This is a genomic window from Rheinheimera sp. (assembly GCF_965283995.1).
Taxonomy (GTDB): domain Bacteria; phylum Pseudomonadota; class Gammaproteobacteria; order Enterobacterales; family Alteromonadaceae; genus Pararheinheimera.
In genome coordinates this window covers 3,937,560-3,958,740 of record NZ_CBDIQG010000001.1, presented here as the reverse complement: position 1 = coordinate 3,958,740, position 21,181 = coordinate 3,937,560, and the positions used below count along the sequence as shown (strand labels likewise).

The 21,181-nt window shown below is 55.1% G+C and carries 15 protein-coding genes; 4 read left to right on the top strand and 11 right to left on the bottom strand.

Annotated elements, in window-relative coordinates; all coding sequences use genetic code 11:
• Positions 1–61 precede the first annotated feature (61 nt).
• From ACQ66Q_RS17690 to ACQ66Q_RS17680, 3 genes are all read right to left on the bottom strand, one after another.
• A complete protein-coding gene (locus tag ACQ66Q_RS17690) occupies positions 62–1,324 on the bottom strand; it encodes a cation:proton antiporter (RefSeq protein ID WP_430458006.1) in 1,263 nt (420 codons plus the stop codon).
• A gap of 206 nt (positions 1,325–1,530) precedes the next feature.
• Entirely contained in the window at positions 1,531–1,899 is a 369-nt protein-coding gene (locus ACQ66Q_RS17685) for a bleomycin resistance protein (RefSeq protein ID WP_430458005.1), read from the bottom strand.
• A gap of 172 nt (positions 1,900–2,071) precedes the next feature.
• Positions 2,072–3,355: an endonuclease gene (locus ACQ66Q_RS17680; RefSeq protein WP_430458004.1), complete on the bottom strand. Its 1,284-nt coding sequence runs from the start codon at positions 3,353–3,355 to the stop codon at positions 2,072–2,074.
• A 231-nt stretch (positions 3,356–3,586) separates the two neighbouring features.
• Here ACQ66Q_RS17680 and ACQ66Q_RS17675 point away from each other — a divergent pair, with 231 nt between their 5' ends.
• Complete coding sequence (locus tag ACQ66Q_RS17675) at positions 3,587–3,913, top strand: DUF4870 domain-containing protein (protein ID WP_377239986.1); 327 nt, start codon at positions 3,587–3,589, stop codon at positions 3,911–3,913.
• A gap of 207 nt (positions 3,914–4,120) precedes the next feature.
• On the opposite strand, the gene ACQ66Q_RS17670 is transcribed toward ACQ66Q_RS17675, so the two are convergent.
• Positions 4,121–4,696 carry an outer membrane beta-barrel protein gene (locus ACQ66Q_RS17670; RefSeq protein WP_430458003.1) on the bottom strand — a complete coding sequence of 192 codons (576 nt, stop codon included), beginning with the start codon at positions 4,694–4,696 and terminating at the stop codon, positions 4,121–4,123.
• A 236-nt stretch (positions 4,697–4,932) separates the two neighbouring features.
• Here ACQ66Q_RS17670 and ACQ66Q_RS17665 point away from each other — a divergent pair, with 236 nt between their 5' ends.
• Entirely contained in the window at positions 4,933–5,193 is a 261-nt protein-coding gene (locus ACQ66Q_RS17665) for a superinfection immunity protein (protein WP_377239980.1), read from the top strand.
• Positions 5,194–5,219: 26 nt separating this feature from the next.
• On the opposite strand, the gene ACQ66Q_RS17660 is transcribed toward ACQ66Q_RS17665, so the two are convergent.
• Complete coding sequence (locus tag ACQ66Q_RS17660) at positions 5,220–6,833, bottom strand: methyl-accepting chemotaxis protein (RefSeq protein ID WP_430458002.1); 1,614 nt, start codon at positions 6,831–6,833, stop codon at positions 5,220–5,222.
• Positions 6,834–7,011: 178 nt separating this feature from the next.
• Between ACQ66Q_RS17660 and ACQ66Q_RS17655 the strand changes: the two genes are divergently transcribed.
• Complete coding sequence (locus ACQ66Q_RS17655; protein ID WP_430458001.1) at positions 7,012–8,064, top strand: ROK family protein; 1,053 nt, start codon at positions 7,012–7,014, stop codon at positions 8,062–8,064.
• 10 nt (positions 8,065–8,074) lie between these two features.
• Here ACQ66Q_RS17655 and ACQ66Q_RS17650 read toward each other — a convergent pair whose 3' ends face one another.
• The 6 genes from ACQ66Q_RS17650 to ACQ66Q_RS17625 all read right to left on the bottom strand — a co-directional run bounded on the left by ACQ66Q_RS17650 (position 8,075) and on the right by ACQ66Q_RS17625 (position 20,333).
• On the bottom strand, positions 8,075–11,140 hold the full coding sequence (locus ACQ66Q_RS17650) for an efflux RND transporter permease subunit (RefSeq protein ID WP_430458000.1): 3,066 nt from the start codon (positions 11,138–11,140) through the stop codon (positions 8,075–8,077).
• On the bottom strand, positions 11,137–14,205 hold the full coding sequence (locus tag ACQ66Q_RS17645) for a multidrug efflux RND transporter permease subunit (RefSeq protein ID WP_430457999.1): 3,069 nt from the start codon (positions 14,203–14,205) through the stop codon (positions 11,137–11,139). The genes ACQ66Q_RS17650 and ACQ66Q_RS17645 overlap by 4 nt, the downstream gene beginning before the upstream one ends.
• 3 nt (positions 14,206–14,208) lie before the next feature.
• Positions 14,209–15,504: an efflux RND transporter periplasmic adaptor subunit gene (locus tag ACQ66Q_RS17640; protein WP_430457998.1), complete on the bottom strand. Its 1,296-nt coding sequence runs from the start codon at positions 15,502–15,504 to the stop codon at positions 14,209–14,211.
• A gap of 37 nt (positions 15,505–15,541) precedes the next feature.
• On the bottom strand, positions 15,542–16,639 hold the full coding sequence (locus ACQ66Q_RS17635) for an HDOD domain-containing protein (protein ID WP_430457997.1): 1,098 nt from the start codon (positions 16,637–16,639) through the stop codon (positions 15,542–15,544).
• Between the two features lie 208 nt (positions 16,640–16,847).
• Positions 16,848–18,731 (bottom strand): alpha/beta fold hydrolase, encoded by a 1,884-nt coding sequence (locus tag ACQ66Q_RS17630; protein ID WP_430457996.1) that lies wholly within the window; start codon positions 18,729–18,731, stop codon positions 16,848–16,850.
• An 81-nt stretch (positions 18,732–18,812) separates the two neighbouring features.
• Positions 18,813–20,333 carry a DUF3612 domain-containing protein gene (locus ACQ66Q_RS17625; protein ID WP_430457995.1) on the bottom strand — a complete coding sequence of 507 codons (1,521 nt, stop codon included), beginning with the start codon at positions 20,331–20,333 and terminating at the stop codon, positions 18,813–18,815.
• Between the two features lie 142 nt (positions 20,334–20,475).
• On the opposite strand from ACQ66Q_RS17625, the gene ACQ66Q_RS17620 reads away from it, so the two are divergent.
• Positions 20,476–20,976 (top strand): malate synthase, encoded by a 501-nt coding sequence (locus ACQ66Q_RS17620; protein ID WP_430457994.1) that lies wholly within the window; start codon positions 20,476–20,478, stop codon positions 20,974–20,976.
• The last annotated feature ends 205 nt before the right edge of the window (positions 20,977–21,181 follow it).

Here is a 21,181-nt window from a genome sequence, read left to right as displayed (position 1 = left end):
GCCTTAGCAGCAGCATCCGCACGTTTTTTAACGTACAGCCAACCCGCAAATAATTCCGTGCTCACTGGATCTGCTGGCGAAAGGACGGTCGGCGTTGCAGATAGTTAAACAACGGCGTCGCCATCATCGTGGTAACGATGGTCATCAATACCAGCACCGAAAACAAATCAGCTTTAATCACGCCATTTTGCAGCGCGATATTCAGCAAAATTAGTTCCATCATGCCGCGGGCATTCATCAGAATGCCGACCGCCAGCGCCATCGGATGGTTTTCGCCACACAGCCGCGCCGCGATATAACAGGCCACCGCTTTGGCAAAGATAGACGCAGCGATGACGGCCAGCGCCACTTGCCACAAGGTGCCCTCTGCCAGCAACGACAGGTCGGTTTTCAGACCCGACACGGTGAAAAATAACGGCACCAGCGCGATCAAAACAACCGGCTGCAAGCGTTTGATTAAATGGCTGGCCAATAAACCCCGTGGCATCACCACCCCCAGCACAAAACCACCAAACACTGCATGCAAGCCAATCCATTCGGTGGTGCTGACACTGACCACCCACAACAGCAAAATCACCAGCAATAGTCGCGGTGTCAGCCGGGTTTCACGCAGATACCAGTCTTCCAACCGGACGGTATATCTGCGCACCAGCGTCAGCATCAGGCCGGCAAAAATCACTGCGCCCAGCACCGCTTTAACAAACAACGAATCGTCACCACTGAAGCTGGCCAGCAATAACGCCATCAGACACCAGGCCGCCACGTCGTCTATCGCACCCGCCGCCAGTACCAGCGTGCCGATTTTACTATTGGCGAGGCCCTGCTCCTGAATCACCCGTGCCAGCATTGGAAACGCGGTGATCCCAATGGCCGCTCCCAGAAATAACGTGGCCTGACTCCAGCTGATATTGTCGGCGAACAAGCCGCCGTGACTCACCAGCCAGGTTGCCAATAGGCAAGCCATGAGAAATGGCACCAGAATGCCGGAGACAGAAATTGCGATGGCACTGCGCGCCCGGCTTTTAAACATGCCGGTATCAAAATCTAACCCCACCAGAAACATGTAAAGGCCGATGCCAACCTGCGCACCGAGGTTTAAATAGGGCCGGTATTCCGGCGCAAACAATTGTTGTTGCAGCTGTGGCGCCAGCGCGCCAAATAAAGTCGGCCCGAGCAAAATGCCGGCGATCATCTCACCGACCACCCGTGGCTGGCCAATTTGCAACGCCAGCGCACCAACTCCGCGAGCCACAGCCAGGATCACCAACAACTGAATAAAAAAGGCACTGACACCGGCCGGCAATTGTTCCGCATTTCGCTCCAAGCGCTAATTAAGACGCGGCATTGTAACGGCGACTCTGTGACAGGCCAAAGAAAATCGGCTGGCAGGTTGGTGCTGCGCGGTATCTTGGATCGGCGAGAGCTCGCCAGCAGGCAGCGGTGGTTTTATGGCGATTTGAACGCTGCGCCACCCATCAGTCTGCTGGCGCGAGACAGGCTCCCGCGCTGCTGATAGATCAGCGCCGACGGCTACAACACCTGCCCGATGCGCAGCAAACTGCCATCTTCATCGATCACGGCAAATTCGCGCATACCCCAGGGTTTATTCTCCAGCACGGTGATACGTGGGATGCCATGATGCGGCAAATGCGCCTGACAAAAAGCGGCATAAATACTGTCGACATCCTGCACCCGGCAATAACAGCCAAAGGCCGATTCGGCCGGATTTAGCGCGGTATGCAGGAAAAAGTGGATCTCCAGACTGCCGCGATCGACGATGGCATAGTCGCCATGTGGCGAAACCACTTCGCCGTCAAAACCCAGTTTTTGATAAAAACGCAAGGTATCAGCCATAGACCGGCTGGGTAACAAGGGGATGGCGATATCTGCTGCGGACATTGATCTCTCCTGTTCATTGGCGAAGTCGATATTGGCATTTGGTTGTAACCTCTGCAATGGTCAGCAGTCCGGTTCTCTTGTCTCGGCAAGTCGTCTGTTGCTGGTAAAAATCCATAAAAAAAGCCCGTCGCAAAGGCCGACGGGCTATTGGGTGGCTCACCGCATCAGAAGATTACAGGCCGCAGGTTGGACCATAAATCGCTTTCACCCATTGCGGGTTGTCGATAAAGGGGTTGCGGTTTTTCTGCAATTCAAAGATGCGATTGTTACGACGTTGTTCGAAACTATCGACCGGATCAGCCAAATGCCAGGCCACCAGTGTGCAGAGTTTGCCCATTTCTGGCGCGCTGCTACCAGTAGGGGCAACGTTTGGAATTTCCAGATCTGGTGTGCCGCTGTCATCGGCCGCTTCGTAGCGCACGTCCATATAAAACATCATCCGGGCGACGTCCCCTTTCACTGCTGCGCGGGGTTCAAAGCTGTCACTGTCGGTCTTATTGGCCGGCGCTTCGCTGATAGTGGAGCCGCCATTATCAAAGTCTTTGTTGCCGCGGGTAGAATTCAGTGACACATCTTCGGGTCTTAAATGATGGATGTCGGTATGGGCATATTGCGATTCCGCCGGGAAACCATGGCTTTTGGCCCAAACATGTTCACGGTTCCAGGCATCCTGTGAAGTCGAAGTGCCGGCACGGAAAGTTTTGGCTTGTGAGCGGCCTGCATACAATAAGATCACGTTGCTGGTATTGGCCGGATCTTCGTCGGTATAACTGATAGCATCCCAGACTTCCGCATAACTCAGGCGGACATGGCCGCGCAGAACATTATTCAGCGCAGTTTTTAACGCTTCACCGCTTTTGCCACTGGTGTTGACATAATAAGACGGCAGGTTAATCGCATCGCCTGTGCCACCGCCGCCGGTATCTCCGCCGCCGCCACAACTGGCTGACAAAGCACCGGAGCCCGGATTACCGACATTGCTGCTGACTTGCCAGTCGTTCACGGTATTGCTGTCAGCGACATTTTTACGCGCAATCGATTTATCTATGGCGTCAATAGTCCAGCCACTGATAGCATTTTCAAAGGCCACCGAATCCAATTCAGTGCTGCCTTGACGCAGTTTGACGTAATCACCGCTATTGCCGAGTGACAATGTCATACCAGTTTGATTGGCGACCTTGCCGGTTAAGCTCTGTAACGCGGCGCTGTTTTTCGCCACCACAAAATAGCTACCAACGCCGATGCTGCCGGATAAATTAAAGCTGCCACCATTATCGGCTAGGCTATAACCGGTCAGGCTGACTGCTGTACAACCGTCATTAAAAATCTCAACAAATTCTTCGGTGCTGTCATTGTTCGGTGCGTCGTACAACACTTCACTAATGACAAGTTTGGCCTGCGCTTGCATGGCGCAGCACAGCGCCAGCGCTGTGAACATCGGGAAAATGGCTTTCATCGGTTCCTCTGGGTTTGATGGATCTGCTACCCGGCAAAACGCTGCTGCCGGCAATCTGTTATTTTGTTAATCAACAATAACAACATAACTCACCAATATGACATTTATCTTAAATAAGCAACATCTTACCTATACTGGCGCCACGGTTTGGTACAGCAGTTTACAAGCTGACCGGTGCTGCAGTAGTCTGCTGTTGACCCTCGATAAAAATTAATCCCTGGAAGGACTCACATGGACAATCTGCATTCCCCTGATAAAGACAGTAAAAATATTGCGGCCATCACCCATATCGCGGCAATTTTCTTTGCCTTTCTAGCGCCATTGGCGGTGTATCTGCTGAAAAGTGACGATGTGTTTGTCAAAGAAACCGCCAAAGAATGCCTTAATTTCGCCATTACGGTATTGCTGGTTTATATCGTGCTGGGGATCAGTATTATTGGCATCAGTCTGATGCCGTTGCTGTGGTTGGTCACCGTGGTGCTGTATGTACTGGCGGCCAAAGGTGCGACTGAAGGCCAGATCTTCCGCTTTCCGCTGACCTGGCGCTTATTGCAGTAACAGGTCAGGGTTTCGCATCGAACCAAAACACCGCCTGGTGGCATTCAGCCGTCATAGCGGCCACAATGTTCAGAAGATCCGGCTCAGGAATACCACCGGTAAACACACACAACAAAGCTCTGGCAGCAGGCGGATTTTTCATCAACCAGTGCCTGCTGCAGCAGGAAAATATTCGCCTACCGCAGCAAAGCTCTTCTTAGGATTCGGTTAATAGCGGTAACCCAGGCTCAGGCGGAAAGTGTCAGCCTGCAGGTTGTTCTTTTTAAACAAATGGACGATTTCTGCCCGGCCAAACCATTGGGCACTGAAGTATTGCTCCAGGCCCAGACCCAACACCCCGTGAACCAGATCATCATCTATGTCTTTATAACCAACTGTGGTCACGACAGTGGCATTTGGCAGAGTTTTCTTACTGACCACGTATGGATAATAACCCTCATGATCCACACTGCTGGCGCCAGCGCGGTAAAACAGCACAGCATCATCACTGATCCGGGTTTTGCCCAACACTGATAGCGTCAGCGCATCACTGTCCAGTCGGCTCTGTCCGAGTTCAACTTGCTTCTTTTCCGCAAATAACTGTTCAGCACTGAGCTCAACGGACCACTGCTGGTTGATCACATAACCAGCGCCTAGCTGATAACCGGCGCCGCTCACATCAACAGGTTCACCACTGCGGCTGTATTGCGCGCCGGCGACCGCATAAAAATCGCTGGTCGCATGCGCTTGCGACGCCAGTACTGCAACCCCAATCAACAACATTTTAGAGCACACACGTAACATCTTAAGTTCCTTTTTTAGACACTAAAGTCTTGTTCAAGTTACATTAAGTAAATGTTAACTGCAAGCTGACCTGGTGCGATAACGGAACCACTGCACTGGCTCCAGTCGCCGTTTTTCCTGATGGAACGCCGTTTATCACTATTTTTCCCTGCAACTGAGCCACTCAGGCAGAATGCATTCATCAACTGCGCAATAACCAAACGCAGTCGCCGCCCCCTGACCATCCGGAGAGACTAATGAACGAACTGATGCAAACTTTTAGCAATGCCAGCCCGATGTTCTGGGCTACTCTGATCCCACTGGTACTGTTTATCTGGTTTTTACCGGTGATCCTGGCAGTCTTTTTTAACCGGCCACATCTGAAATATATCGCCATTGCGGCAGTACCGGCCGGCGTGTCCTTTATCGCCTGGGGCGCACTGATTATCTGGGCCTGTAGCGGTAAAGTCAGTGGCCGTTTTAACCAGTGGTTCGAGAAACAACAAGGGCGCAATTAAGCGCCCTTTTTACTGATAACCAAGCCTCAACTGACTTTAAACTTACCCACCAGACCAAACAGCATCTGTGACAAGGTGCTGATTTCATTTGATAACTGATCGTTACGTTTCGCCACTTCACCGGCCGCCAGCGCCTGGTCATTGAGCGCATACAGGTTTTTACTGATCTCATCCGACACTGTGGTCTGCTCTTCAGTGGCAGCCGCAGTGCGAACTGCCATGTCATTTACCTGCAGACTGGACTGCATAATGTCCTGAAATACCTGTTCAGCGCGGGCGAAGTTGTTCACCGTCAAATCGGCATTATCTTTACCACTCCCGATGGCCTGCCGCGACTCCGTGACCCGCAGATGCAACTGCTCAATCATCTGCTGAATATGATTGGTGCTTTGTTGAGTACGAGACGCCAGCGTCCTGACTTCATCCGCCACCACCGCAAAACCACGGCCATGTTCACCGGCGCGTGCCGCTTCGATCGCTGCATTCAGCGCCAGCAAGTTGGTCTGATCGGCAATGCTGCGGATCACTTCGAGCACAGACGAAATAGTCGAAGAGCTTTGTTCCAGCTCTTCGGCCGCCCCCAGCGCCTGATGCACGTCACGCGTTAAGTTCTGCATGCTGCTGTTCACTACTTTCACCACTTCGAGGCCCTGACCGGCACTACGTTTGGCCTGCTCTGAAACTTGCGCCGTTTCCGTGGCTACCTGCGCCATTTCTTTATTCGCCATCGCCATTTCATGTACGGCACTGACAATAGAATCTGAGGCCGTATTCAGTGACTGCGTGATCGCACTGGTCCTGTCAGCCGACTCTGACAAATGTCCGGTTAACTGGCTGAGCTGATTGGCCTGGCGCAAAATGGCCGCGATCATTTCACATTGCTTCCCAATGAAGTTATTGAATTCATGCGCTAAATCAGCCACTTCATCTTTGGTATCGATCTGCAGCCGCGCAGTTAAATCACCATCACCATTGGCAATATCGCTTAAGCGGGCGGATAAAGTGCGGATTTGTTCTGCCAGTTTTTTCGGCCCCTGATAGCTAAACCAGCCGGCAATCACCAGCAGTAACAACGACAGGCTGTATACCCAAATTTTGGTCATCGAGATACTGGCATTGAGCTCTTTTTGCTCTTGTTCAGACCGCGCCAGTGCAGCTTCTCCAGCCTTATCCAGCACATCGCGTAGTGCAGAGAACTCCGTTTGCTCCTGCTCTGCCAATGCGGCCTTTTGCCCAGCATCCTGATTATCCAGCAAGGTCACGGCACTTTGTTGCCAACGCTGAAACTGAGTTTCGAAGCCGGAAAAACGGCCAGTAATATCGGGGTAAGCTTTTAAAGTACTCAGATACTGATCAAAACGTTCTTTCACCTGCGACGCATTGTCGGCAAAATCTTTGCGCTCCGCGGCGGCATCACCCACCCCACTAAGCAAATGAGTGGTTGCGAGTTTAGCCTGATAAATATCGCGGTCCGCGTTTAACACTAACGAGATTGCCTGCAAAAACTTCTCGGCCTGCACTTCCAGCGCTTTATGCTGCATCGCAATTAAACTGCTGAACATTAACATCACAGCGAGCAGGCTGACGCCTAACATCACCACCGGAATACTACTTTTGACTCGGATACTCTGCCAGTTCATCGTGTCTTACCTCAGTCCTGAGAATGGTCGGTAAACACCCAATCAGGTGTTTTACTAATGGGGGTACATTGCAGTATGGTCGGCTCTTTCACTTTCTGCCAAATCTGCTCCTAAATCAGTCAGATGCGATATGATACTGAACTGTGCTGATAGCATGATGCCGACGAGGATAATCCCAGTGAGAACAGCAGCAAATTCCGCGACCCTCGGCGACCTGAATGTCCGACTACTTCTGGGCGCCGTGCGCCGGCGTGGTCAGGTCTCAAGGCCTGAACTGGCGACGGAGCTGGCCTTGTCGTTACAAGCAGTGACGCGGATTGTCGCCGGCCTTTGTCGCGATGGATTGCTGCAGAGCTGTGGTAAAAAAACTCTGGGTGTGGGCCAGCCGACCCAGTTTTATCAGCTTGTGCCAGACGCGGTGTTCAGTATTGGGATCCAATTACAACGCACGCAACTGCAGCTGGTGCTCGTCGATTTCTGCGGCAATATTCTGCGCCGCCAGCGCTGCCCCTTAAGCGACTGGCTGCCGCAGCAAGTTCAGCCCGCCTTATTACAGCAAACCCGGCAGTTATTGACGCAGCTGTCCGCACTGCAGCTGGAGCGACTCTGTGGTATTGGCCTTGCCATGCCCTGGTTTGCCGGCAATAGTCAGTTTGCTGCCCGCTTATATCCGCAACTGACGGCGCAGCAACTACAGGCTTTGCAACAGGCCTGGCAAGGCGTTGATCTCGCAACCGCGTTACAGACTGAACTCGAGGTACCGGTTTATCTGGAAAATGATGGCTCTGCCGCTGCTGCAGCCGAGTTGTGGCTTGGCAAACCGACGGCAACGGATTTTTTGTATCTGTATCTCGACCAGCTGGTCGCAGGAGGGTTAGTGCTCAACGGTCAGCTGTGGCGTGGCCGCCACGGTAACGCCGCTCATCTGGCGGTGTTACCGGTGACACAAGGCCAGTTGTTGCTACAACAGCCAGATGCCGACGCAATTAGCACAGGGCTGCAAGCGGCTATGGCGCTGTTGGATATTCCGCTGGTCATTATCGACAGCAGCACAGCACGCGATCTTGCGCCGCTGCTGGCCGGCATACAACAGCAACTACAAACCTGGCCCACATTTGGTCTGCTGGCTCCAACGCTGCAGCAGGGCAGCCTCGGCGCTAACGCAATGCTGCTTGGCGCCGCGATGTTACCTTTGTATCAGACCTATGCAGCAGACCGGACTGTGCTGTAAGCAACTGACCTTACAGCTCTGTCGCCGGCACGCTGGCACGACTGGCCTTGCGCCTGAACCGGCTTAACATCAGATACACCGCCGGAGTGCTATACAGCGTGAACAGTTGGCTGAGCAATAAACCACCGACAATGCTGGTGCCGAGTGGTTGTCGAAGCTCCGAGCCTTCGCCCATACCAAGCAGCAGCGGCACCGCACCCAGCATCGCGGCGCAGTTGGTCATCAGAATAGGCCGTAGCCGTTGCTGACCGGCCAGTACTATGGCTTCGAGCGGCGACAGGCCCTGCTGGCGTTCAGCCGCTAGGGCAAAATCAACCAGCAGAATGGCGTTTTTCATCACAATACCAATCAGCAGGAACAAACCGAGCTGCGCGATCAGATTCAGCGGTGTATCAGTCAGATACAACGCCAGCAATGCACCAAGCGCCGTACAGGGCAAGGTCGACAGGATCACCAGCGGCTGCAGCGTGCTTTCATACAAAATACCAAGCAGCAGATACACCGCCAGCACCACACCGATAAACAACCACAGCTGGTCGCCCTGACTGAACACCGCGTTGCGCTGATCTTCACCATTAAGCGCATAAATTGCCGTCGGCACCATCAATTCGGCCAGCATCCGGTCCAGTGCAGCATCCGCTTGTTGTGCGCTGACCCCTTCGGCCAGGGCATAGCCGATCCCTTGTGCGGCGAATTGATTGTCGCGACGAATGCGGTCGTTAGCCAGGCCATACTGATAACTGGTAAAGGCGCTGAGCGGCACCCGCTCACCACGGCTATTGATTAACTGCAGCTGTTTCAGCACTTCCGGCTGAGCGGTGTAGCCTGGCAACAACTCCATCACGACCCGGTACTGGTTCATTTCGTCATACAGCGTCGCAACCTGACGCTGTGAAAATGAGTTGTTCAACAGCGTGGCGACCGCACGCATATCAACACCGAGCCGCTGCGCCGCTTCACGGTCAACCGACAACACAATTTGTTGGGTGTCCTCGCCGCCCGGCGTATTCACGTCGACCAGCTCCGGCAATTCCTGCATCGCCTTGGCGATTTTCTTCGACCAGCTCTTCAGCAGTTTCAGATCGCCCGACATCAGTAGCAGTTCATAGTCGGAACTGGCAAAAGGTGAGGCAAGCCGGATGTCCTGATCGACACTTAAAAACATCATGCCGCCTGGGATCACCGGTGCGCCAGCGCGGATGCGGTTGACGACTTCCTGCGCCGAAACTCCGCGTTCGTCCAATGGTTTTAACCGGATGCGCAGGAATGAATTACTGGTGCCCATCGCACCGCCACTGGCCCCAGTGACATCAGCAATGGCCGGATCTTTTAGCAGATATTGGCGATAAGCTTCGATTTTTGGCTGCATCAGCTGATAAGAAAAGCCATCGTCACCACGGACAAAACCATTCAGCTGGCCCGTGTCCTGCTCCGGTAGCATGCCGCCAGGCAGCGTGCGGAACAACCAGACCGAGGCGGCAAATAACAACACCAACAGCGCCAGCACCCAATACCGTTTACCCAGCACCCAGCGTAAACTGCGCTGATAACGTTGCTGAAAGCGGTAGAAAAAACCGTCCGCCTGATCTCGCGGCGCTTCTTTCACCATCAGCCGCGCCGACAGACCTGGCGTCAGCGTTAACGACACCAGCAACGAGATCAGCATAGCGCCGACCAGTGTGATCGAGAACTCGCGAAACAGCCGTTCGACCAAACCGCCCATAAACAGAATCGATAAAAACACCACCACCAGCGCCAGGTTCATCGCCACCAGCGTGACCCCCACTTCACTGGCGCCGCGCCGGGCAGCACTCAACGGCGACAAGCCCTGCTCCAGATGGCGTTTGATATTCTCCACCACGACGATGGCGTCATCAACGACCAGACCGGCAGCGACAATCAGCGCCATCACCGACAAATTATTCAGTGAAAATCCAAATACATACATGATACAAAACGCGCCAATCAACGACACCGGGATCGCGAGCGTCGGGATCAGTGCCACCCGGACACTGCGTAAAAACAGCAGCACGACGGCGACGACCAGGCCAATCGATAACAGCAAACTGAACTGCGCTTCATCTAAGGTTGCGCGGATCACCGGACTGCGATCCATCACCACCGCCAGCTTTGCGTCTTCGGGGATTAACGCTTCGAGCACCGGCATCTGCTGATAAATTGCATCGATGGTGGCAACAATATTGGCGCCGCTGCGCCGGCTGATCTGCAAAATCACCGCGGGTTTATCATTGTGAAAGCCGGCGCTGTAGCGGTTTTCAGTCGAATCGCTGACCACAGCCACATCTTTTAACCGGATCGCCGCCTGATTGACGTATTTAACTACCAGATCGCCATAATCATCGGCGTTTCTGAGCGTCTGACTGAGGTTGATCTGCCAGCGCACATCACCTTGTTCCAGCGTGCCAATCGGCAGGTTGGAGTTGACCGCACCAATGGCGCTACGTACTTCATCCAGCGCTACGCCATATTGGCTCAGCAGCGCCGGATTCAGTTGCACCCGAACTGCCGGCAGCGACGAACCGGTGACTTCGACTTCACCAACGCCTTGAATTTGGGCGATTTTCTGCGCCAGAATCGTTGCGGCAGTATCGTATAACGCGGAAGCCGGCAAGCTGTCACTGGATAAGGCCAGCGCCATCACCGGCATTTGCGACGGGTTCATTTTGCGATAAGTCGGATTGCCCGGCATCCCGGCCGGCAGCTGGCCACGCACGGTGTTGATCGCCGCCTGTACTTCGCGCGCGGCTTCATCAACATTGCGGTCTAAATCAAACTCCAGCCGGACCTGGGTCGAGCCCTGATTACTGGAAGAACTTAACCGGCGCAGGCCCGCGATAGTGCCAAGCTGGCGCTCCAGCGGCGTGGCGACTGTTGCCGCCATCGCTTCCGGACTGGCACCCGGCAAACTGGCGGTCACCACCACCATCGGAAAATCCACCGCTGGCAGCGGCGACACCGGCAACGCGCGGTAACTCAGTAAACCAAGCAGGACTATGGCAAGCGCCAATAAACTGCTGGCAATGGGCCGCTGAATGAGCGCCAGACTCAGTTTCATAACGCCTCCGCCGGCACCACAGCTTTGCGGCTTAAATGCCGGTCAAACCACAAATACACTACCGGCGTGGTAAACAGCGTCAGCACCTGACTGACCAATAGCCCGCCGACCATCACCAGCCCCAACGGCTGACGCAGTTCGGCGCCCGAGCCATCGGCTAACAATAACGGCACCGCGCCAAATAACGCGGCTAATGTGGTCATCAGGATCGGTCTGAAACGTAGCAAGGCCGCTTCAAAAATGGCCTGTTGTGGCGTTAAACCACGACTACGCTGCGCTTCGAGCGCAAAGTCGACCATCATGATGCCGTTTTTCTTTACGAGGCCAATCAGCAACACAATACCGATCACAGCGATCAAATCCAGCGGCCGGTCAGTGATCAGCAATGCCGCTAAGGCGCCGACGGTCGCAGAAGGCAACGTCGACAAAATGGTCACCGGATGAATGAGGCTTTCATACAACACACCAAGTACGATGTACATCGTCACGACAGCCGCCAAAATAAGCCACAAGGTGTTACTTAAACTGGCACGGAAGGCTTCTGCCGCGCCCTGGAACGTCAGTTCCATCGACGCCGGCAGCTGTAAATCCTGCTGCACTTGTTCAATCGCCGCCACCGCATCGCCGAGCGAATAGCCTTCAGCCAGGTTAAACGACAGCGTCACCGCCGGAAACTGACCCTGATGGTTAATCAATAAACGCGCCGGTTTCTGCGTCACTGTGGCAACCGATGACAGCGGCACCGGACTGCCGGACGCCGTGTTGATAAACAGTTTATCGAGCGCATCCAAGCCCTGTGCCTGCTCCGGATCGACTTCCAGAATCACGCGGTACTGATTGGCCTGAGTAAACAAGGTCGTGATTTGACGCTGGGCAAACGCACTTTGCAGCGCCGTGCCGATTTGGCTGACGCTAATGCCAAGGCGCGCCGCCGCGGTGCGGTCGATATCAACATAAGCCTGCAAGCCGTTTTCCGCCAAATCGTCCGCCACGTCAGCCAGTTCAGGCCGGGTTTGCAGCGCTGCCATCACTTCCGGTAACCACTCAGCCAGCACGGCGCTGTCCGGCGAGGTCAGCGTAAACTGATATTGGGTACGGCTGATTTTGTCTTCAATACTGAGTTCCTGCACGCTCTGGAACCAGGCTTTGATGCCAGGCACCTGCTCTGCTTTATCACGCAGCCGGTCGATCACCGCCAGCGCATGGTCGTCCCGCTCGGCATGCGGTTTCAGATTGAGCTGGATCCGACCGGCATTCAGGCTGACATTGCTGCCATCAACGCCGATAAAACTACTGAGACTCGCCACGGCCGGGTCGTCCTGCAATACCGCCGCCAGTTGCTGCTGGCGCTCCGTCATCGCGGCAAACGAAATATCCTGTGGCGCTTCGGTGACAATCTGAATAACGCCACTATCCTGCACCGGGAAAAAGCCTTTCGGCACAGCCAGATACAACACCGCAGTCAGCGCGACGCTGGCCGCCATCGCCGCCATGCCAAGGCGCTGATGTGCCAGTACCCACTGCAGCATCTCGCCATAACGGCGGATCACACGGGCCATAAAACCAGTGCCGTCGTCATGCGGTGGTAAGGTTTTTAATAAATGCGCACAGAGCATTGGCGTCAGCGTCAGCGACACCAACAAGGAGATTAAAATTGCTACCGCCAGTGTCACGGCAAATTCAAAGAATAACCGCCCGACCACATCAGCCATAAACAGCAACGGGATCAGCACGGCGATCAATGAGAAGGTTAATGAAATCAGCGTAAAACCAATTTCTTTCGCGCCCTTTTTTGCCGCTTCCAGCGCCGACTCGCCTTGTTCACGGTGCCGCGCAATGTTTTCCAGCATCACAATGGCATCATCGACAACAAAACCGGTGGCGATCACCAGCGCCATCAGCGTCAGGTTGTTAATCGAAAATTCCAGCAAATACATTACGGCAAAGGTGCCGATAATCGACAGCGGTACCGCCAGTGACGGAATAATAGTGGCAGGTATAGTGCGTAAAAAGACAAAGGTCACCGCAATGACCAGCGCCACGGCAAATAACAGCTCTTTTTGCACATCGCGCACAGAAGCACGGATACTTTCAGTGCGGTCACTGAGGATCGATACGTCCAGCTCTGCCGGCAGAGTCGCGGTCAGCTGCGGCAATAACTCACGCACCCGATCGGTCACTTCAATCACATTGGCGCCGGGTTGGCGCTGAATATTAATCAGCACTGCTGCGCTTTGATTCGCCCAGGCCGCCAGAAAACGGTCTTCGGCACCCTGCTCGATTTTCGCCACATCGCCAAGCCGTACTGGCGCATCGCCTTTAAACGCCACAATCAGCGCTTCGTATTCGGCGGTCGAACTGAGCTGGTCATTGACTTCCAGCATGGTAGAACGGAACGGGCCGTCAAAATTGCCTTTCGGCTGGTTGGTGTTGGCGGCAACAATGGCGGTACGCAGGGCATCCATCGTCAGGCCAAGACCGGCCAACGCGGACGGATTGGCTTTGACCCGAATGGCCGGCCGTTGCCCGCCCGCCAGACTGACCATGCCGACCCCATTGACCTGCGCCAGTTTCTGCGCCATCCGGGTGTCGACTAAGTCATACACCTGCGGCAACGCCATCGCTTTGGCACTGACCGCCAGCGTCAGAATAGGCGCGTCGGCCGGGTTAACCTTGCGGTAGACCGGCGGAATTGGCATATCGTTCGGTAACAACGATGACGCGGTATTGATCGCCGCCTGCACTTCCTGCTCGGCGACGCCCATGTCCACCACTAAAGCAAACTGCAGCGTCAGCACCGAAGCGCCACCACTGCTGGACGACGACATCTGTTTCAGGCCGGGAATTTGGCCCAGCCGGCGCTCCAGCGGTGCAGTCACAGTGCGCGCCATCACATCGGGACTCGCGCCCGGATAAAAGCTAAACACCTGAATGATCGGATAATCTACTTGCGGCAAAGCTGCCACCGGCAGTTGCCGCCAGCCCAGCATGCCGGCGATCAGTAGCGCCAACATCAGTAACGACGTGGCAACGGGACGCAAAATAAAGGGTTTGGACAGTTGCATGGCTTAATCCTGCTTGCTGCTTTGCACCACTGTCACGTCGCGACCTGGTCTTAACCGGTCGAGACCTTCCATCACGATCTGGTCGCCAGCAGTCAGGCCCTTGCGCACTTCAACCTGGCCGTTGTCGACCACGCCCAGCTCCAGCATTTTCAGCTGCGCTTTATTGTTTTCCACTACGTAAATGTAAGTGCCGTCGGCGCCATATTGCACCGCGTCCTGCGGAATAGTGACTGCCCCGGCTTGTTCGGCGATATTCAGCCGCACGTTAACAAACTGATTCGGGAACAGACTGTCGTCACTGTTGGCAAACTGCGCTTTGAGTTTCAGCGTGCCGGTGGCCGGATCTATCTGGTTGTCCAGGGTGGTCAGCTCGCCGGTGGCCAATAGCTGTTTGTCACTGCGATCCCAGGCTTCGACGACCAGTTTTTTCTGCTGCTTTTGTTGATCCTGCACCGCGAGACGCAAGCTCTGCAGCTGGCTTTCCGGGATACTGAACACGACAAAAATCGGCGCACTCTGCGTGATACTGACCAGGCCTTCAGCGCTATTGGCCTGCACCAGATTGCCGGCATCCACTTTACGTAAACCGGTTTTGCCGCTGATCGGTGCCAAAATACGGGTATAGGATAATTCCAGCTTGGCAGCGTCGATTTGCGCCTGATTCGATTTCATCGAGCCTTTCAGCTGATTCACCAGTGCCTGTTGCGTGTTGTATTGCTGGCGCGAAATTGAATTCTGGCTTTTCAGTGTTTCGTACAACGCTAAGTCCAGCTCGGCATTTTTCAGCTGCGCGACATTTTGTTGCAGTTGACCTTCGGCCTGCGCCAGTTTGACCTGATAGGGTGCCGGATCGATTTCAGCCAGCAACTGACCGGCTTCGACTTTCTGCCCCTCAGTGAAATGCAGCTGCAGTAATGGGCCGCCGACCCGCGGTTGTACCAGCACTGTGTTTAATGCGGTCGCGGTACCAATAGTTTTGAACTGCACTTTTAAATCTGTGGTTTGTGCTTCGATCACCCGGACCGGCACGGCGGCGTTCCATGGATTGCCACCGGCACCACCAGGGCCACCGGCGCGGCGCGGCCCACGCCCTTCACCGCCACCCGCCGGACGCTGGCCCGCTTGGGGTCCACCTGCTTGTGGTCCACCTGCGGCAGGGCCGGCAGCAGGCGCCGCGCCTTGCGATGTGGCTCCTTGCCCGGGTGCAGCCGGAGCTTCAGCCTGCTGTTGCCAGAAATATCCGCCAATCCCTGCTGCTGCCAGCAATACTGCGCCTGAAACCCAAGTCTTTACCTGCATCTTTCCCTATCCAACTCTGTCTGATTGCTGAGTGCGCTCAGAGCACAAAACCAGCCTGCAAGGCCTGCTGTCGCTCCGATGCATTTAATTTGATGGCGCCCTGTTGGTGCGCCCGCGCCAGAAACAGACAATTGCTGATCTGCGCGCCGATCCCCGCGGCCTGCCAGCTGTGTTGGTTCAACACTGCGGCGACCACCCAATTTTCAAAACCCCACAACGTCAGTAAAAAAGCTGACACTGCGAGATAACTGCCACGTCCGGCCGGATTGACTTCTGTCAGCTCAGCATCGCCGGCTTCACGGCCATTCTGCAGCAACACCAGCTTGCCAAAACCGCTAAGCAGTGCCGCGATAAAAACCTGATCCTGCAGCACCCGATTAAAGCCGGAACTGCGGGCATAACTGCGTGCTTGTCCGGCCTGTGCCAGGACCTGGTCAAGCACCAGCTGATACTCGGCCTGTTGCTCCGCCTGCACGTTGCCGCCTTTCATCGCCAGCAACACCACCAGACTGCGCAAACTCTGATAACCGAGCCGGCTGATCGCCACTTCCAGATTCCAGGTTTCGCTGACAAAGCCCATGTAAGGCGAATTAATCAGCTGGAATAGTCTGGATACGACCAATGGGTCAGTACTGACCAAACCAGCCACCGCAGCAGAACTGACGTTCGGCTCAGCCAGCTGTTTGTCCAGGCCGCTCAGCAACGCCGGCAACTGCGGAAAATCAATCAGGCCACCCACCAGCCGGCGCTCATGTTCACCTAAAGGCAACTCAGATAACCGCGCCGCGTTGCTGAACAACAACTCCAGATGTTCGGTATTCAGTTCACTGCCAACAAAACTGTGGAAATGGCTCAGGTGCCCCAGCACCACATCGTCATGTTCCGGCGTCGTCACAATGACGCGCAGCGCCAACGGTGCCTGAAAACAGATCAGTCGTTTATCTTCCAGACTGGCGGTGGTATTCAGACCATCAAAAATCAATAAATCAATCTGACTATCGAGCCGCGGCGCCTGCAGGTAGCTGCCCACTGTTGGAAAAAAGCGGCACTGCCAGAGTTGCGAACGTTCCGCGCACAGATGCCGGACCAGGCTTTGTAATGTCGGATTGACGCCGATAACAACTACTTGAAACATTTGATGATTCTCTCCGAAGCAGTCACGGCAGCTGTACTTTAGCAGCAGCTTTGCCGTGTCCGTAGTGAATTTACATAACCTTTGCATCGCGCCAAAACGCGTCTTCATTAGCATAATCCGGCTGGTTGGAGCCAGCCGTGTTGCCGTCAAATCCGATAAGCGGCCTGCGTGGCGGGATCGATGACCAGCGACAGGCTAAAGATCGAAGTCACGGCAACAGATGCAGCGCCAGTGCCACCAAAGCCGCAGCCAGTAACATCAGCTGAGCCAGCAACGGTCGCCATAATTGGCAGCGTGCCAGCAACCAGACCATCGCCAATGCCGGCACAGTCAGCGTCAGCACCGCCAGCCGCCACAACTGACTGTCGACCGGTAATCCGAGCCAGAGTTCAGCACTTTGCCGCTCTAACCCTTGCCACAATACCAGAGCCAGACCAGACCAGGCGCACAGTGTCAGGCCGATAAGACCCCCACTCAGCAGCTCCGGTCTCGACCAGTGCAGTGAAGTACCGGCTAACCAGCGCCAGCCTCCCGCCAGTAACGGCCAGATCAAGCCAAACAACGCACCGGCGACCAGCAACGTGACCAGCGCCAACACCAAGGTGCCCGGCTTGCGCTGACTGAGCGCAGCAGACTCAGCGGCCAGCCGCGCATTGGGCTCAAGATCGGTGATCAGATAGGGTATTGCAGTTTGTTTCAGGCAAGCCGGCGGGCCAAACCGCTCTGGGGCGCGGACAAAATCGCTGACCATTTTGCGCAAACACGGATCTGGCCCCCGCACGCCATGCAAAGCAAATGGCACTGCCACCAGCTGGCTGTGCGGTCCGAGCCATTGTGACAGCACCAGACTGTCCGGCTGAAACAGATCAAGACCACCGGCCAGGATTAATACCGGTGTACGGACTTTGGCAGTTTCCGGCACCAGCGGCGGTTGCAAGGCTGTCGCGACGCCAGCAAAAGCAGCGCAAACGCCATCGGGCAGGCCAAATAACTGCTCCAGACTGTCCGCCCGCCCTTGTTGATAAAATCTCTTACGATCGGCGCATTCAGTTGCCATCGCCGCAGCAAGCTGCAGATCCGCTGGCTCCGACAACAACCGTGCCCAAGGTGACAACAGCGCAGGTTTGCCCTGACTGACCGCTTCGAGCCACAACGGTAACAAGGACAGCGGTTGTTCTGCAGTTGCAGCAGCCATCACGGCTAAGCGCAGCTTGTCCGGCGTCAGCAGCATTTGTACCGGTGTAGCCCCGATCTGCAGCGGGGTCTGGCTAAGCTGCGCCAGCGCCCGGTTAAACAGCTGTGGCATCTCGCCAAAACGTTGGCTGCAACCGGGCTGTTGCCGGCACAACTGATCAAGCTGACGCAGCCATTGATCTTGCTGCAGTTTAAACGAAGTCAGCAGTTCGTCAGGTGGATACACCGAGTCCAGCGTCACCGACTTGATGGCCTTCGGCGCCACCGCTAAATAGTGCAAAGCGACCACGGTGCCATAAGAAACTGAATACAAATGCCATTTTTCGATATTCAGCTGCTCTCGCAGCAGCTCCAGATCCTGTACCGTTTGGACAGTGCCAAAATCGGCGGGACTATAGCCTTGTGCCAGCATCTGTTGCTGGCATTGCAATAACGCGTCGCGTCTTTGCAGTAGCAAGCTGCTGTCATCCGGGCTTTGCTGCAGCAGCTGGTTTAAGTTCGCCGCCAGTTGCGGGCAAAACAATGGCGTGCTGCGACCAGAGCCGCGCATGTCAATAGCGATCAGCTCGTGGCCCGACACAAAATCGCCGTCCGACAGGCCGAGAAACCGGGTGATCTCAGCGCCGGGCCCCCCATGCAGATACAACACCGGCGCTGCACCCGCTTTGGGTTCGGCGGCAGCTTTACGCACGACGGCCAGCTGAAACACGCTACCATCCGGGCTTTGTACTTTCAGCGTGCCGCAGTGCAGCCGCGTCGCGACCGCAGCCGACGCCACCGCGACATCACAAGGCTGTGCCGTAAAGGCCGGCGGTGGCTCTTTGACAGGCGGCGGTTCGTCCGCCCGCGTTGATGCAACAAACAAGCTCAGCACACCCAAAAACATCAGTCTGATCATGCAGTTCTATCCTTTTATCCGGCTCCTGCTGAGCCTATACCAGCACCGTGCTCTGCGCCAGTACGCTGCTCCTCAGCGCTGTCAGCGACACCTCGCGCCTTCTTGCTGACTCTCTGAATAACAGCCTGGCTCACGCGGGCAACTATTGCCGCGACTGCAAATCAGCTGCGCCGGTTTGTCCAGCGAGCGCGCCACCCAGTTAATATTCAGAATGTTACTGACAGTCGTTAGGGTAGCGCGGATCGCGGCCGGCACCGCAACTTTGCCGCCGCCTTTGACGCAAAGTTGTTTTAACTCCAGTGCCAGGCTATCCGCATCCAGGCCCTGCGCATTAATCGCCGGATTCAGGTCAATGCCGGCGCACAACACATGCGGATTCCCGGCCAGATCCATCACTTTGGTCGACTCACAGCAATAAATCCGTGGCTGCCCCTGCACTTCCAGCAAGGACAACTGCGCTGAATGCTGCTGGGTTGCCGCTTCAAACATGCGGAACACCGCCCAGTGCTGACAAGGGTCTTCTACCTGGCGCATGTTGCCCCAGGGCAATGGAATGCCATTGCCACGGTATACGGCTTTGAGTTTGCCCGGCGTGTACGCATCAAAATAATGCCAGTGTTGATACGGTGACACCGCCGTCATCCGCCGCATCGCTACCGAGGCCGACACACCAGCCGCCTGATGGCTACTGATTTCATAACCGTGCCGGTCCAGCAACTGTCGGAATGGTAATTTTGGACAGAGCAGCGCGCCGGCAAAAAAGCTCGATTCAAAGTCACGCCAGGCATGCAGAATATCCTGCGGCGCCAGATTGACGTTGCCATCAGAGGCTTCATGCGCGCCGCCGACACGCATGCTGCTTTTCACGCCGTCTTTGTTATGCAGCACCGCATGGCCGATATGCACCGCCAGCTCATACTTCAGCCGGGTTGGATGTTGTTCCAGAATGCGGTTTAAATGCAAAGTGCCGGGTGGCAGGAAATACGATGTTTGCACGTTTTTACTACGCACACCGAGCTCGTCTAACAGCTCAGTGGGGACCTCGTTGAACCAGCGTACCTGCAGGCCAACTTTTTTCGCGATCTGCAACAGCTCATCGCTACTGAGCGGCATCCGTTTCTGACCAATTTCTTCAGCGGCTCGCTCCAGTTCCGGGAAGTGGTTCTGGTGATGTTCCTGATGCGCGCGGATCAGCAGCTGGGCAAACTGGCGGCCACCGGTGCCGGTTTGTGACAACAGCTCCGGAATAGCAATTTGCAGAATATCCGGCGCAAATAAAAAGCCCGGTTCCAGCGCCATCCCCGAAATACCGCCACGGCTGCCTTTAGCCGGCGTTAAATCATGGCCGGCTTCCTCGCCATCTAAAAACCAGTCCGGCGCTTTTTGAAAAACTTCCGCGATCACTTCCAGCATTTCGGGCGAAGGCACCCGTTTGCCGGTTTCGATCATCGATAAATATGACACCGACGGCGCGTATTCCGCATTGATGCGGATACAGCGAGTGGACAAGTCATCCATCGTTAAGTTATTGCGTTTCCTCAGGTTTCTAATCTTAGTCCCGAGGAAATGTGATTGGCGTAACAGGCTTTTTGTATTGGTCATTTTGTAAAATTCACACTGTGAAGTTTTAATTGTGAAATTTTGCTTAAAAACAACATAGACTGTTTTTCAGGCAAGTACAACAGCCGCGATGCCCGCCACCCTACCGGGCCCAAACAGACAAAGAGTGAGCGAGGATACGACGATGACCATGACCGCACAGCAGATTGAAACCGACCCAATGATCCAGCAACAGCTGCAACAACTGACGGCGCTGAACGACGCGCACCTGCGTCAGGTGCTGGATTATTCCAAAGCCATGCTGGATAAACTGTTTCCACTGGAACATGGCTCACATCAGCAAGTGAAAAGCTATGTGGTCTATTACCAGCACCTGTTGGCATTTTTCGCCGACGGCCAAAGCACAGGCCTGAAAAATCCGGCGCAGTTTGTCGCTTTGTGCGGCAGCAAAGAACAACCACAAACCTTGCTGTTCAACGATGGCAGCCGCCATCTGGAGATCAGCCTGTGCCGCCACAGCGACCGCGGTCAGCAAAACAGCGCCGGCATCGAAGACATCCAGCTTCAGCTGTCTGGTGATGAGTGGTTCTCGCTGGTGCGCGGCACTGTCGTCACCACACAGAAACAGTGCCGCAGCGGCGCCTGCTACACGCACAAAGCCGGCGGCGACTACCGGTTAAATTAAAGCCACAGCATCATGCGATGGGCCTATGCCAGTGCAGAACAGGCGTAGGCCCATAAAACCCTCTGCCCTCCTGCCTGCTGACAAAATCGCCAATGCGACGGAATTTTTTACCCTGTCTTCACTCTGAGGTAAACTATGGCGGTTTTTTCAGCGACCCATCGTTTGCAACCCGAAGCGGCTGTGCTGCTTCATGCAACGTTGCGCA